A 13,150-nucleotide genomic window follows, 5' to 3' on the forward strand; every position below is an offset into this window, starting at 1 on the left:
CACATGCCCAAGTCCGATCGAGCGACGGCCCTGCGCAACCTGGCCATCGCCTTCGAGCATTACAACGAGGAACATCCGCACAGCGCACTGAACTACCGTTCGCCTCGGGAGTTCAGGCGCCTGGCTGAGGCATCAACCTAACGGGAGGCCGGTTTCCGGTTTGATAGCGGCAAGTCAACCCTATTGCTCTTACTCCGCAAAGATAGGCTTAATCGATAAGTCCCCAAGTTTATAGTCGCTCTGTGTCGGGTAGACCGCTCCGCGGTATGGCACAGCATTCTTTATTCCCTCCTTCAACTTTACGCCGATATAGCTACAGCAGGTAGATCAATTGACTTGTAATCAGTAGGCCCCGGGTTCGATTCCTGGTGCCGGCGCCATCTCCTTCAGCCTCCAAATGTTAGCGGTCAGCGTGATAGTGCCTCTACGCCAATATTGGCTCAGCGTCCCGCGCAAATTGGTGTCGACGATGAGATGAATTCGACATGCAGCATGGTTAGCACAGCAGAAAATGTCGCCAATGTCGCCAATGTCGCCAATGTCGCCAATGTCGTCCAGGGGCACAAACTGCTGCGAGGCCTACCCTCGTGGCGCTCTTGTGCCTGCTGCAGCTCTCCATGCCGCTTCGTAATGGCGATGGCTGTTGCCCTCCACTCGGTCTCGCCAAACATCGCTCGACGCGAGCGCTTTCTGTCAGAGATAGCAGGTAGTGTCATGGGTAATGCTGGTGGTACTGATCGAGCTGTTCTATCCCAAGGAGGGCAATGGTCGTCCGCCATAACTGCTTGAGCATTCAACTACAGCAAAACTGGTTCGCCCTCAGCCGCCCGGCGATGGCGGAAGCATTGCATGAGATCGCCTCGCAGCGTCAGTTCGGCTGCACGAAGGTATGCTTTCGTTGCTTGTCCAAGAACACCGTCCAGCTGGTCAAGATGTTAGCTTTCTCGAACCTGTGGATGGCCCGCCTACATTTTCTGGCGAATGTGGGACAGGTGCGCCTGTAAAAGGCAGAAGCCCGAGAAAAGCCCGGGTTTCTGGATATTTGCCATTGGCGGTTGGGTTGATGGCGCATTGAACAGGCTATGGCTAGGTTGGCGGTGAATTGTTCGGATATTTTTAGAAGTTGTAACTTATACCAAATGCCCCGCTAGTCTCACTGTAATGGTCATCACCAGCCCTACCGCTTATACTTCCCCATATGCTAAGTTGCTCAGTAAGCATCCCATTCACACCTATTTTCATCTCGCTAGTATTCTTTGCCCCACCCATGTACTGAGTGGTGTGGTCCATCCTCACTCCATAGTTTTGGGTGTTGTGAAGCCAGTTCGCTGAGATATACGGTGCCCACAGGATATCCGCATTCTGGGGCCTGATTTTCACGAAAAGCTTCGCACCAAGTCTGCTGTTGAGGTTCTCTTCATTCGGGGGGGAAATGACGGTGCCGTTGGTTTCTCGGAGCTTGGAAGTGTCTATATTGTCCCATACTAACTGGGCTTGAGGTTGTATGTAAAGATTGCTGTCCGCGCCACCGAGTGGGAAGGTGTAACCTGACTCCACTGACGCTTGGTAACCATCGGAATCGTAGTTTTCCTTGGGGAGCCCCTGGCCCTGGACAGTGTTGTCAAACCAGGCATATTGAAGCCAAGTGTCTATATAAGCTCCGGTCTTAGATTGGCCGTCGTCGAACCAAGTTCCGTATATGCCGATGCTATAGCCGTCGACGTTGCCACTTGACTCATAGTGGGTTTGCAAAGAGTGGCTGCTACTATCGCTATTTCCATAACCAGCCATGAGTCCGAGGTGCCATTCGTCCCTTTGGAAGAAGCTACCCCGCGCCACATCGCCACCTAATTGAACTACGTAGCGATCCTCCTGGGTTTTCAACTGCTCATCCTGATCGCGGTTGTGAACGTCACGAGCGTCCGCACGTAGCCACATGCTGGTGACTTTCTTTTCGCCGCTAGTAGGGTCAATATAAGACCTGTCCTCTCCCCTATCTTCAAGGCGTAGCGTAAACATTTCGTGAGTGGCAGCCTGATTGGTCATGTAGCTGCCAGCCTCTGGACGGTTGATATTCACTTCTGGAGCGGGCGGCGGAGGCGGAGGCGCCGGAGTCTCGGGATCAATTGGGTTTATTGGATTCACCGGGTCTGGAGGATTTATCGGTTGGGCCGTACTCGTCAGATACCAACTTTTCGCGTCGCCACCATTCCCTCCTCGCACCAAACGATAATCGTAGGCTCCGGCAACGATCCGGTTGATCTGGCGGAACTCTGTTCCACTGGCGATGTTACCGCCGACGGAAATGAGCTTAATCCCCTCTACGGTTTCAGCGCCTTGCCCGCCCATGTTCTTGACGCTTACGTTCGTTCCACCATCTGCATTGCCAGTAATATGCAATCTGTCAGTGATAGAGTTGTCTCCTGCCAGTATGCCATTAAACGTCAGCGTGCCTCCCGAGCCGTGATAGTCACCAATGACAGTGAGCGTTGTGCCGGCGCGGGTTGCTTGCTTGTCAAAGTAGACCGTCCCGGTATTATGCAGTGTGCCCGTGCTTTGATCGATGCCATTAAGGTCCAGGGCACCGGATGAAGTTACGTAGTATACAGAGTCCGGGCTGAATACGTTTGCTGAGCCGGCGCGAAGAAGGCCAGAGCGGACGACAGTATATCCGCTGTAGGTATTAGGCATGTTCAGTTGAGTTGTTCCGCTGAGAGAGTAGAGGCTACCGATACCTGTCGTGCTCCAGTTTGCATTATAGTTGGTACTTAGGTGATTTAGTACGAGAAAGGAATTTGCTGAGTTTAGCTCTATCTTCGGTACGATAATCTCGCCGGGTTGAGTTGGCTGATTAGCTGATCCAATAATTAACCAGCCGTAGTTTTTGTCGGATACGGAAATCAGATTGGCTTTCACGGTGGCGGAATTTGATACATTGAGTACCGCCTTGCCGTTCTCCCCGCCAAAGCCGAGAGAAATTTTGTTGGCAGTCCATTCGCTGCCGGCACCAGATACCGAAACAATTCCTGTACCTCCTGCGATTGCCATCAGATCACCAATGGGCGAGACGGCTGTATTCGCATGTGCGCCCTCAGAAATATCGACAACTCCTTCTCCAGGCTCATAGGCGCCGATATTAAGGCCGATCGCTGAAATAAGATTCGTCCCGGTGCCTTTCAATTGAACGATGCCTGTGTTATCTGGCTCATCGCTGCCGCCAACCAATATTAGTCCACCCGCGAGAGTTCCGCCGTTGATAACGGTGACGACGCCCGGTGCCTCATGGCTTCCTTTGATTTCCAGGCCTGTGGTTCCTAAATTCGCCCCACTTATAATGAGCCGCCCTCCATCCACCAGTACTGTGTCGTATTGCACATTTTCAGTTATTGAGATCGAATTTCCCGAAATGCTTAAGGAAGCAGCTCTTGCAGTGCATATAAGGCTGAAAGGTAATGATAATAGGATAAATATTTTCGCGGACTGCTCTTTGATTTTTTTCATATTACCACCTCCTGTATTGTTTGAATTTTCAAAGCGCCATGAATAGGCGGAAAGTAAAAATCCATCACATCTGCCCCGTGCGGGGCATGCGATACACTGACACTTCAATGGTGGGGGTGGTCCAAAATATCTCCTTTTGTGCTGGTTCAGATTTAATAGGGCATTAAAGCCTTGTTTTTACGCACGGTTGATGTTGAGAGCATGAAATCCAAAGGCTTGTTTCAGCCTAGCAGGAGAATTAAATTTCTGTCCAATTACAGATCAGGATAGTTCTCAAATGGATGGTCGCGCTCCCGCTTGTGCTGCAGCCTGAACCGCTGCTAGCCTCACCGCGGAAGAGTTCGCCTCCCCACGACTAGACCTGGTAGGGGAGCTCAAGTCCCGACCGATCTGCTGAAATAGCGTCCCGCTATACCTGAGCCCAGATTAGCTTTTCCAACGCCGAGTACGTCGGTAGACGCAATCAGACCAGGCACGAGCGCTTTATGTCAGAGATTGTAGGTAGTGTCATGGACAGTACTGCTGGCGCTGATCGAACCGTTCTATCTCAAGGAGGGTAATGGTCGTCCGACATACGCGAAGCACCAGATGGACAATTCTCGCTCACCGATCCGGATGCACGCTCCATGACCACCAGCGGCAAAGGCAGCCGCTCGTAATATCGATGACTTCAAGTTGCCAGGGCTTTTGGCTCTTGAGGTGACGAGTTATCCAATGCCCGAGAAGTATCGCTCGATCTTGGAGGGGAGGAATAAGGACTAGTCGCGTGTCGGACGGCAGCCTGCCTACGTGCAGTCTTCTGATGCAAAGTCGCTGATGGCTGACGATGAAGGTCATTCTCTCCAAAATGCTTTGGTTATCGGAAAACGTGGGTCAAGTCATCAAAGCCTTCGATTAGCTCGCTTCGCCAGGCTTTTCTCGACGGTAAGTCGCGACTTTGCCTACAACAAGAGGCACGCCTCTCGGACGAGCAAACACATCCGAGAATCGTTTTCCTGAAATGCAGTGGTTTTAAATTTCTCGCTGACCAGGAGATTTATGTTTCTCCGAATCTCAATACGTTGATTGGCGGGGAGCTAAGAACTCGCGCTCAGTCCATGGTGGTAGGTATCCACGTCGATCTTGACTCACCTTTGGCCGATGGCGATGAGTGAACCGATTGCAGTCGCTTGCTGCACAACTACAGCAGACTTCGCAAATTGCTCCGTTGGCTCATTTGCGCTAAGACAATGGCCGGGTGGTTGCTTACGGAGGTTGGGAGTCCGATTTGGCTTAGCAGGTCAGGTAGTGCGATCAAGCGCTGTGCCTCGCGTCTTAACCTCTCAAATAGCTGCTCTGGATGTGCCCACCGAGACACCGCCGCACATGCCTGTCGCCAGTCGACAACTCCACCTTGCTCAATCGCTTTAGGCCAGCGCATTGCTCGACTGATGCCTTCCTCGTCCATGACCATAGGGGCTAGGTCGTAAATCGGGGCTAGGCGTAGTACTGGCGCACGGATTATCGATGTGTTGCGGCCGTGGTTATCACTGTTTCCCAAAACCAGGTTAATCAAGTCGCGTCGTACGTACTCGGCGACGAGCTCCGGAATTTGCGCCGATTGCCCTGCAGCAAGCCACAGCTCCGCTAGAGAATCGAGCACTGAGACATGATCCAGACGGGTGCCCGGGGTGGTCACGCCCATGACGGAATAGACCGACTCGACTGGGTGCCTGAGAACTTGCCCCGCTGTCGCATTTCGATCAAAGCGCCTCATCCACAGGCAGGGCTCAGGGCCTTCCTCTAGGCGCATGTCGTCTGAGTATACCGTTTCTATTCCGAGCTGATGCAGGGCTTTGTAGTAGCAGTACTCCGCTCGAAGGATGTCCCGATCCGTTGCCGTTTTACGGTTACGAGCGAATTTGATGAGCCAGTGGTTTTTCGCCTCTGCATCGTTAACCAGCCCATCTGTACTGAATTGATCGTCGGAGACCTCCGTCAGTAGCAGCTTAGGCGCTTCACCATTTGCTCCTAGACCGTATGCGAGGACGCTTTCTGGCAGCGGCCACGGGGTACCCCATTGGATGATCTCTTCACGCCGATACGTCGGCTGTGGCAACCCTGGGTTTGGCTCAGAAGGTTTCGCTCGAAGGTGGCCTATCGAGTGCGCTGTAAAATGCTGCAGTAGGAATACGTTTGTTGATTGTGTCTGCCTCGTTACCTGGTGCGACAGGTTGAGCAACGATCTGCGGGCCGCTCCAGATGGAGCCAGATCGTGGAGGAACGCAGGGGCGCTACTTTCAACATGGACATTCCAGTCCAAGGGGAGGTTTGCGCTGACAGCCGCAGCAGGGGGACTCGCATCGCTCGCGAACTCTATGAGGTATTCGGGCAGGTAGTGAAAGCTGCACAGCCCCATTAATCCTCGCTGCGAGTCCAGTGTGATTTTCATGGCGTCATGCCAATCGCCGTTCAGAAAGGTCTGCAATGTCAGATGGCTCACCAGCACTCCTTAGCGATCTGCTGAGTGGTGGGACGGCAGTTCATCGGTCGGATATGGCGCCAACGCAGGCTAGTTGGGAGTTGCTGCATATGCTCCTCGGCCCCGGCTGAAAATTTTCGCTGTCGTGGGGCTAGACTATATCTGAATTTCAGATATTCTGATTCGGTGGCTGAGCTAGTCAGCTCCTGATAACCTCCGCATCCATATTTCGTGGGAAAGGCGGTTGTTACGGGGGAAGCGAGAAATGGCTCCATTTCCCTTCGCCCGCTCCAGAACACCCTGCCAAGCCCCTGAAATGCCTAGCGTTTCGGGGGCTTTGCTTTTCTGGGGGCGGAAAGGTGTTGGTGCAGGCCGGCCTTCCAAACGCTGGCCAAGATTCTCGCTCGCTTTGGTTTCCGAGGGGCTCCCGTGCAATGCGCGAGCTTGAGCGACTTCGCCTCTGGCATGCCTGCTGTATTCGGTCGCTGGCAGCAGTTCCCTGCTAGGGAAATGTCCTGATTGACCGTCAGCCAAAGCGCTGGTGAAGCTAGCGCGCAAGCTTCGCGTTGATGATGATTGGCAGGCACGCCCACCCCAGAGAGTTCTTCATGGATCAACTGCTTTCGTTCCTTTCCACGACCGTTCCGCAGGCCAAGAGCCTGGAGCAGCTGACCCGGCCGCTGCTGGCCTTGCTGGGTCAGGTGACCGGGATGGAATCGACCTACCTGACGACCATCGACCTGGAGCAGGGCGTGCAGCGCGTGGAGTTCGCCCGCAATGACGGCGACATGGAAATCCCCGAAGGGCTGCAGGTGCCGTGGGAGGACACTTTGTGCAAGCGTGCGCTCGACGAGGGGCGTGCCTACACCGACGATGTTTCCGGATGCTGGGGCGATTCGGATGCGGCCCGCGCGCTGGGCATCCGCACCTATGTCAGCGCGCCGATTCGGGCGCAGGACGGTCGCGTCCTGGGCACCGTGTGCGCTGCGAGCGCGATGAAGGTGGCGCGCAATGAGCAGATGGAGCCGATGCTCTCGCTGCTGTCCGGGCTGCTGGGTTATTCGCTGGAGCGCGAGGTCCTGGTCGATCGCCTGCAGGTGCTCAACTCCGAGCTCGCCCAATTGGCCCTGACAGATGCACTGACCGGGCTGTACAATCGCCGCGCGATCCTCGGCGAAATCCCGCGCCTGCTGGCGATGGCCCGGCGAGAGCGGCGCTTCATCCTGGTCGCTGTCATCGACCTCGATGGCTTCAAGCAGATCAACGACAACCATGGCCACCAATCCGGCGACCAGTTCCTCAGCCAGATTGCCGAGCGCCTGAAGGATTGCCTGCGCGGTAGCGACGTCCTTGGGCGCACCGGCGGCGACGAATTCGTCGTCTGTGCGCTAGGCAACCTTGCCGGGCAAGGCACGCTGGCGGAGGACATGGAGCTGGCTGCCAGGCTGTTGCAGGGCCGGCTGGCGAAGGCCACGGTGGGGCGCTATGCACTGGCCAGCGGCACGGACATCCAGTACGGCGGCGCCAGTGTCGGGGTCGTGGCTTTGCTGGCGGATGGCATCGATGCAGACGAGGCGATCAAACTCGCCGACCGCGAGATGTACCGGGTCAAGCAACAGCGCAAGCGCGGGGCTTCGGTGGCCTGATTGCGGCGCGGGCATCCGGTGTATCAAGTGCCCTGAGGCCAGCCATTGAGGCTGGCCGTGCAGCGCAAGGAACTCCCGTAGCGACGACAGCTACAACAGGATGAAGCCGAGCGCTCCATTGATGATGTCCTTGATCGCGTCCAGCGCTGCATTAAGGGCCGCCTCAACCAGAATCGCGGACATGCCCTTCACTGCGAGCATTACCGCTCGCGCCGTGTTCCTTTGCATCTCAAGCAGAACGCTGGCTTCGCCTTCGCTGATTTGCCCGGCCGCCCGCAAGGTTTCGATCTGCGCCAGGGTTTGCGCAAGTTTGCGCAGTTCGGCTTCGGCATAGCTCTTGATCGCCGGCCATTTCTGGCTGAATTCCGCTTTCGCAGCCGCGGTCATGCTGGGAAGGATGTTGTCGACTTCGATCTTGGCCATGACGGCTACTCCTTACTTGGCTGACGCCGTGCCGTCGCCGCGCTTCTTGGCGAGTTCAAGCGCCATGATTGCGCCGAGGTGCTGGTTGAAGAGGGCTTGAACGGGCGGGATGACGAAGCGATTGAGTTGATGCTCGCCCTTGGCGTTGGCATTGCTGGTCGCACCATTTTCAACGTGGCAATCCATCGACAGGTCGATGCCGTTCGCCTCCACCTTGGCTATCTGCGCGCTGGAGAGTGGTGCTTCGACGCAGCCCTTGTTCAGGAGTACCAGGTAGGCGAGGTTGGTCTTTGCCAGCTCGATCTGCTTGAGGGTCGGTTGGTTCTGGTAAATCGCGCTCGCGCGCACGCTCATGGCATTCAGGTCGGTGAGCGCATCTCTGTAGAAGTCCTGGTTCGCTTGGTATTTGAGTTGGTAGTCCGCGGCGAAACGCAGGGAAGTCAGTTTGCTATCTATCTTCTTCTGCAATTGAAGTGCCTGGCTGTCGATCACTTCGTCGTAGTCGGAAATCAGTTTTACCGAAGTGCAGGCAGCCAGGGAGAGTAGTGCTGCAAATAGCAGAATTCCTCGATACGTACTTTCAGTCCTCTCCATGTTCAATCTCCCGGTTAATTTCTCGATGAATCTACTGCAAGTTGCGTGGTAGCGCCTTGCAATTGGATTAATTCTGCTCAAGAAACGGTTTGGGAAGTTCCCTCCCTCGCTCTGGAGAATGCCCCTGTAACTGGCTCCACGCGCCAAGCAAATTTCTCGGCGAGACGTGCGACAACCTGGGGCTACCGTAGGGGTGACATCACAGCAGTACGAATCCGTCGGTGGCCGTGCGCTTACAGCGTCAGCGGCCATCTCTCTGGCGTAACTGTGGCGTGTCCGATTTCCAGTCCGGACGGGCTGAGCATGCCGCAGCGCTGCCGCAGAGCTTGCCGACGTTCATGCGCGGCGCCTTGCACGCCGCGTGCACAGCAGGCCCGTGCCTGCGGGACCGATCGGAAAAAGGGCTGCCGCCATGCCAGACATCACACTCACCTCAACTGCCCTGGGCCAGGGCGTCGCGACCGCACTCTCGGTCGACGGCGCCGCCCTGTTCGGCGCCATCCTCGGGGCCTGGCTGGTAGCCAGCGTCAAGCGCGACCTCAAACCCTGGCAGCGCATCGGCTCGATGACGCTCTCCACGGGCATGGGCTACCTGTTCGCCGAGGTGATGCAGAAGGCCTTTCCCATCCTGGGCAGCGGCCCGGCGGCGGCATTGGGCGCCGTGGTGATCGTCCCCATCGGCATCAAGCTCATGGTCTGGGTCGAGAAATCCAGCCTATTCGACATCCTCGGCCGTGTGCGTGGAGGGCAATAGCATGGACATCTTCGATCCGTTCGTTCAGCTGCTCGCCGCCTGCGCCTACCTGGCCGGCGCCACCCGCATGATCTTCTACCGCCGCGGCGACTCGCAGTACCGCCGGGGCATCTCGCTGCTTGCCAGCCTGCTGGGCGCCAGCATGGCCATCAGTGGCCTGGAGATCATTCTCTATCAGCAGCCGGTAAGCGTTTGGCGGGCAATCGGCGCGTGTGCGCTTTGCGTGCTGATCTTCCGGTCGCGGGGGAATATTGCTGCTTTGCTGAGGCCGTCGCCGTGACTCCTGCATATGTCTTTTGAGTCAGCCGGCCGTTCCTATCGAGCCTGGCACGTCTATATGAGGTTCAGATTTGTTCTTGGCTCCAAAGCTGCCTGAGTTACCAAAATTACGGTGGCTAATTAAATCTGCGCCTCTTTTTTTGATTTCTTTAGGTGCGGCATTAGGACCAATTGATCGCCAGTGGTTTGGAGTAGAAAAATAAGTACGTCCACTCTTTGGGTTGGTTGAATGGCTCTGCACGGAAAGCTGGTTCTAAGTGGTGCTGATTACGCTCCGTTTAATCTGTACGGCGTTGGTGTATTTGCGGCGTTCTCTGGTAATGGGGTTTACCGGAATAAAGGTGCATGCGCGGCCATACCCAACGATAGTCCATTACCGCCCGGTAAGTATTGGATCGTAGAGCGTGGGGCGGGTGGTATTGGCTCCTGGGTTAAAGCTCAATCTCAAGATTTATACAATAAACTCTTCCATGGGGCTGAGTTCGGGCGTGGCGAGTGGTTTGCCTTGTACAAGGATGATTGGAGTATTGATGATAGTGCCTGGATTAATGGTGTGAAGCGTGGGCTGTTCAGGCTTCACCCTGGCCGAGTCTCCGAAGGGTGCATAACCATTGCGCATAACTCGGATTATGCACTCATCAGAAATGCCTTGATGAGAACAACGCCCATGCAAGTCCCTTGCATGAAATCGCTAATGGCTCGTGGATGGGTTGAGGTGATAGCCAGTGGCGATAACAACACTTGTCCGTAGAGTTTCCAAGGTTGCACTCTATCTACTTCTGTCTCTGCTTGTCGGGCGCATATTGGGGAGTCCAGAAGTATGGCTTGACCATGATTTGGCGCTCTGGATAGGTCATGTGATTTATGGCGCTGGCGAGATAGGGGTGGATAATTTCTATGATCTGTATTTTTATACCTCGATAATTTCTGTTTTTTCTATTGCGACTGCAATTTACATTTTGCTGATATGGTTACTCGAAAAGGCAAGGAGCAAGTGAAATGCCAATTCCTCCGTATATGTGGCTAAAAGATGATGGTGGCGCGGATATTAAAGGGGCTGTGGATGTCCATGACTGAGAAGGCAGTATAGAGGTCATCGGATTAAACCACGGTGTTAACTTACCCGTGGACAGCGCCAACGGTAAGATTACTGGCACACGCCAGCACTCATCCATGATGATAGAAAAGGAAGTGGATTGCTCCACTCCCTATTTCTATAAGGCCGCTGCGACTGGTGAGAGGAAGAAAGGGGATAGATTTATTTTTCGACGCTAAATCTTTCTGCGTGATCAGGATTGGAAGGCTCAAATAAATCTGTCCCCTTTATCGTCCAAAAGTAGATTCGGTGGTTCTGGAAGCCAAAGCCGAGTCCGCCGAGCGCTATCGCGCCTTGCAAGCCTCTAGCGCCGCCTGCGTCTCAAGCTGCGTGTCGATCCCCAGCCGGTACTTGCAGTACGCACGAACCGTGGCCCGCTCCAAGGGGCTCAACTGCTCCAATGGCTTGTCATCCGCATCGCTGGCAAAGAGATTCACGAATTCGATTTGCAGGGTTGGATGCTTCTTGATGAAGAAGACCTTCTTGTTGTCCTCGGCCCAGCGGGTTTCGTAGAAGCCGATGTAGAGGTGTGCAACGCAAAGCAACGCCAGTAGAAGTGTGAGCTTCTTCATGGGGCAGGCGGGGGGAGAAGGGCTGTCTGGATGCGGATGTTTCTAACCAATTCCATACCGACATTTCCCGGGCAGATCTTTCCCTCGGATAGCTGGTTCGGATATTCCCGGTGGCCGCCGAAATGCTTGATCAAGAACACACTTTTCAGTGCAGATATAAGGGTTAGTACGGACTCAATTTGGAGGGCTGGAATGGTGTTCGTTGTGTTCACACCAACGAGCTCCAAACCTCGGCGGCCCAAGGCAACGATGTCGCCTCCTTCTTCGGCTGTACTTAGATTGTTCAAAAGCACAATGCCAATCACACCGGTGTTGTACTGTCGCACGTGCGAGCCTTTTAGCCGTATGTCTCTACCTTCGTAGATCACACCATCGCAACTAATTCCGAAGTGATACGAAAAATCCTCGAACTTATCGATTTGCTCGTCTTGCGTCTCGCGCATTTGCTCTTCTCCAACACCACACGAATAGCTGCGTCCGGCGTGATGAAGCGCGATCATCGTATAGTCCCAATCGAACGCAGTGGCCTTGCCTTTAACTGCTCCCCATTCGGAGCGCTCGACAAATAGGGCTCCAAGTTGGCGGACCTTCCCGATAAGTGCTTCCCGAGTGGCAGCGCGGTCGTTCACAGTTATGGAGACTGGTTGTGCCGGTTGCCCTGGCTTGATCTCCTGAGCCTTGGCAGTGGTTCGGAATTTCATTTACTGGTCTCCATCATCTCGTCCAGCGTACGTGCTGGAGCCTTGAATTTCACATGTATCGAAATCTCGGCGTTTTTCGAGGCTGCGTCGATATGGGCCAACCCTCTCGAGTCCGTAACGCCCACCTGCCGACTCCCATCTACCAAGGCAACAAACTCACGGTATGCAAGTGGCTTTCCGCTCTCACTGTCTGTGATGCTGAATGAGCTTGCATATCTCCTTTGGGGTTGGAGTAGAGCGGAATCAGTCAAGGATGCTGCTGCGGGCGACACGTCAGGGGGCGTGGATTTGGTGGACGACAAGGAGCCAAGCGGGGCGATTATTCGATTAGTACCGAGTGGACAACCACAAGCCACTATATTTCCGTCGACTGCAATAGGTGATCCCTCCCATGTCACTCTGTGATCGCCTTCAGCTACAACACCTGGCTTGGCGCACTTAGGACATGTTGTGGTGATATCGCCGAGACGAACCATTCCCCTACCATCGCAAGTCGCAAAATAGGCGATGCTGCTGATAAGTAGCGCGCCTGTGGTAGTTTCATCGCCATGCAATGCTTGGCCCTTACCATGGACGTTGGGGCGACGCATCATTCATCCGCACTGCCAGGCAAAAAGTCACCCTCTAAAAGGGTATGTTGTCGGATGGTTATCAGTGCGACATCTTGAGGTGTATTTACTATCTCATCGCCATTCTCCAAGCGGCTTCCGACCAAGGCGACATTGAAGTTTTCTCTCCCGGCACCAGTCGTAATTCGTGCAGTCTTTCCGTTTGGATATTTGACGCGGTCGCCAACGGTGGCGACGGTGACCTTTGTCCCATTTCTTAGTGTTATTGTGAGTCCTGAACTGCCTTTCAGAATTGTTCCGCCAAGTTTACTTTGACTGCCTTCCGCAGCCATTCGTCTAATAGCCACCACTGGGTTGGAGGCTAAATCAGTCTGGTTGCTTCTGACTGCTACTGCGATCTCCGGGGAGAATGTTGAAATCTCATTATCTGTAAATTGTGGTGTGTTAAGTTTCTGCAAGAGATCAATGCTGGCTTCGTTGTTGTATGGCGAGTCAAATGCTTCTGGCTTCATAATTAATGCTCAGAGTTAATGGAGGCTATTTATTGCGCCCAG

Annotated in this window: 14 protein-coding genes, 1 tRNA gene and 2 pseudogenes; 9 read left to right on the plus strand and 8 right to left on the minus strand. The window is 54.6% G+C overall.

Going from position 1 to position 13,150, the window contains the following annotated elements:
- Window positions 1-3: 3 nt before the first annotated feature.
- The 3 genes and pseudogenes from ACA097_RS19865 to ACA097_RS19875 all read left to right on the plus strand — a co-directional run.
- Window positions 4-141 (plus strand): annotated as a pseudogene (locus tag ACA097_RS19865) (integrase core domain-containing protein); the annotation flags it as partial.
- A 162-nt stretch (window positions 142-303) separates the two neighbouring features.
- Window positions 304-380 (plus strand) — tRNA-Thr (locus ACA097_RS19870).
- Window positions 381-764: 384 nt separating this feature from the next.
- A complete protein-coding gene (locus ACA097_RS19875) occupies window positions 765-1,004 on the plus strand; it encodes a hypothetical protein (protein WP_371365459.1) in 240 nt (79 codons plus the stop codon).
- A gap of 112 nt (window positions 1,005-1,116) precedes the next feature.
- Here the strand turns inward: ACA097_RS19875 and ACA097_RS19880 are convergent, their stop codons facing one another.
- Window positions 1,117-3,501 carry an autotransporter outer membrane beta-barrel domain-containing protein gene (locus tag ACA097_RS19880; RefSeq protein ID WP_371365461.1) on the minus strand — a complete coding sequence of 795 codons (2,385 nt, stop codon included), beginning with the start codon at window positions 3,499-3,501 and terminating at the stop codon, window positions 1,117-1,119.
- Between the two features lie 645 nt (window positions 3,502-4,146).
- Here ACA097_RS19880 and ACA097_RS19885 point away from each other — a divergent pair.
- Window positions 4,147-4,574 (plus strand): annotated as a pseudogene (locus ACA097_RS19885) (TrlF family ATPase); the annotation flags it as partial.
- Window positions 4,575-4,681: 107 nt separating this feature from the next.
- Here ACA097_RS19885 and ACA097_RS19890 read toward each other — a convergent pair.
- Complete coding sequence (locus tag ACA097_RS19890) at window positions 4,682-5,983, minus strand: type II toxin-antitoxin system HipA family toxin (RefSeq protein ID WP_371365463.1); 1,302 nt, start codon at window positions 5,981-5,983, stop codon at window positions 4,682-4,684.
- A 587-nt stretch (window positions 5,984-6,570) separates the two neighbouring features.
- Here ACA097_RS19890 and ACA097_RS19895 point away from each other — a divergent pair.
- A complete protein-coding gene (locus tag ACA097_RS19895) occupies window positions 6,571-7,608 on the plus strand; it encodes a diguanylate cyclase (RefSeq protein WP_371365465.1) in 1,038 nt (345 codons plus the stop codon).
- A gap of 90 nt (window positions 7,609-7,698) precedes the next feature.
- Here the strand turns inward: ACA097_RS19895 and ACA097_RS19900 are convergent, their stop codons facing one another.
- Both ACA097_RS19900 and ACA097_RS19905 read right to left on the minus strand, forming a co-directional pair.
- The gene (locus ACA097_RS19900) at window positions 7,699-8,031 is read right to left on the minus strand and encodes a hypothetical protein (RefSeq protein ID WP_371365467.1); all 333 of its coding nucleotides are present in this window, start codon (window positions 8,029-8,031) and stop codon (window positions 7,699-7,701) included.
- A 12-nt stretch (window positions 8,032-8,043) separates the two neighbouring features.
- The gene (locus ACA097_RS19905) at window positions 8,044-8,625 is read right to left on the minus strand and encodes a hypothetical protein (RefSeq protein WP_371365469.1); all 582 of its coding nucleotides are present in this window, start codon (window positions 8,623-8,625) and stop codon (window positions 8,044-8,046) included.
- A 412-nt stretch (window positions 8,626-9,037) separates the two neighbouring features.
- Between ACA097_RS19905 and ACA097_RS19910 the strand changes: the two genes are divergently transcribed.
- From ACA097_RS19910 to ACA097_RS19925, 4 genes are all read left to right on the plus strand, one after another.
- Window positions 9,038-9,379: a putative holin gene (locus ACA097_RS19910; RefSeq protein WP_371365471.1), complete on the plus strand. Its 342-nt coding sequence runs from the start codon at window positions 9,038-9,040 to the stop codon at window positions 9,377-9,379.
- Between the two features lies 1 nt (window position 9,380).
- Window positions 9,381-9,659, plus strand: a complete 279-nt coding sequence (locus tag ACA097_RS19915; RefSeq protein WP_371365473.1) for a phage holin family protein — start codon at window positions 9,381-9,383, stop codon at window positions 9,657-9,659.
- Window positions 9,660-9,887: 228 nt separating this feature from the next.
- Entirely contained in the window at window positions 9,888-10,409 is a 522-nt protein-coding gene (locus ACA097_RS19920; RefSeq protein WP_371365475.1) for a DUF2778 domain-containing protein, read from the plus strand.
- 335 nt (window positions 10,410-10,744) lie between these two features.
- Complete coding sequence (locus ACA097_RS19925; protein ID WP_371370546.1) at window positions 10,745-10,933, plus strand: type VI secretion system tube protein Hcp; 189 nt, start codon at window positions 10,745-10,747, stop codon at window positions 10,931-10,933.
- Between the two features lie 105 nt (window positions 10,934-11,038).
- Here the strand turns inward: ACA097_RS19925 and ACA097_RS19930 are convergent, their stop codons facing one another.
- Genes ACA097_RS19930 through ACA097_RS19945 form a run of 4 tightly spaced genes read right to left on the minus strand, consistent with a single transcriptional unit; the run spans window position 11,039 to window position 13,108 of the window.
- On the minus strand, window positions 11,039-11,326 hold the full coding sequence (locus ACA097_RS19930; RefSeq protein ID WP_371365477.1) for a hypothetical protein: 288 nt from the start codon (window positions 11,324-11,326) through the stop codon (window positions 11,039-11,041).
- Window positions 11,323-12,027 (minus strand): peptidoglycan recognition family protein, encoded by a 705-nt coding sequence (locus ACA097_RS19935; RefSeq protein ID WP_371365479.1) that lies wholly within the window; start codon window positions 12,025-12,027, stop codon window positions 11,323-11,325. Before ACA097_RS19935 ends, ACA097_RS19930 begins: the two co-directional genes overlap by 4 nt.
- Window positions 12,024-12,620, minus strand: coding sequence for a PAAR domain-containing protein (locus ACA097_RS19940; RefSeq protein ID WP_371365481.1), 597 nt, complete (start codon window positions 12,618-12,620; stop codon window positions 12,024-12,026). Before ACA097_RS19940 ends, ACA097_RS19935 begins: the two co-directional genes overlap by 4 nt.
- A complete protein-coding gene (locus ACA097_RS19945; RefSeq protein WP_371365483.1) occupies window positions 12,617-13,108 on the minus strand; it encodes a PAAR domain-containing protein in 492 nt (163 codons plus the stop codon). Before ACA097_RS19945 ends, ACA097_RS19940 begins: the two co-directional genes overlap by 4 nt.
- Between the last annotated feature and the right edge of the window lie 42 nt (window positions 13,109-13,150).

Origin of the sequence: Pseudomonas sp. QL9 (genome assembly GCF_041409665.1) — a bacterium.
Taxonomy (GTDB): Bacteria; Pseudomonadota; Gammaproteobacteria; order Pseudomonadales; family Pseudomonadaceae; genus Pseudomonas; species Pseudomonas knackmussii.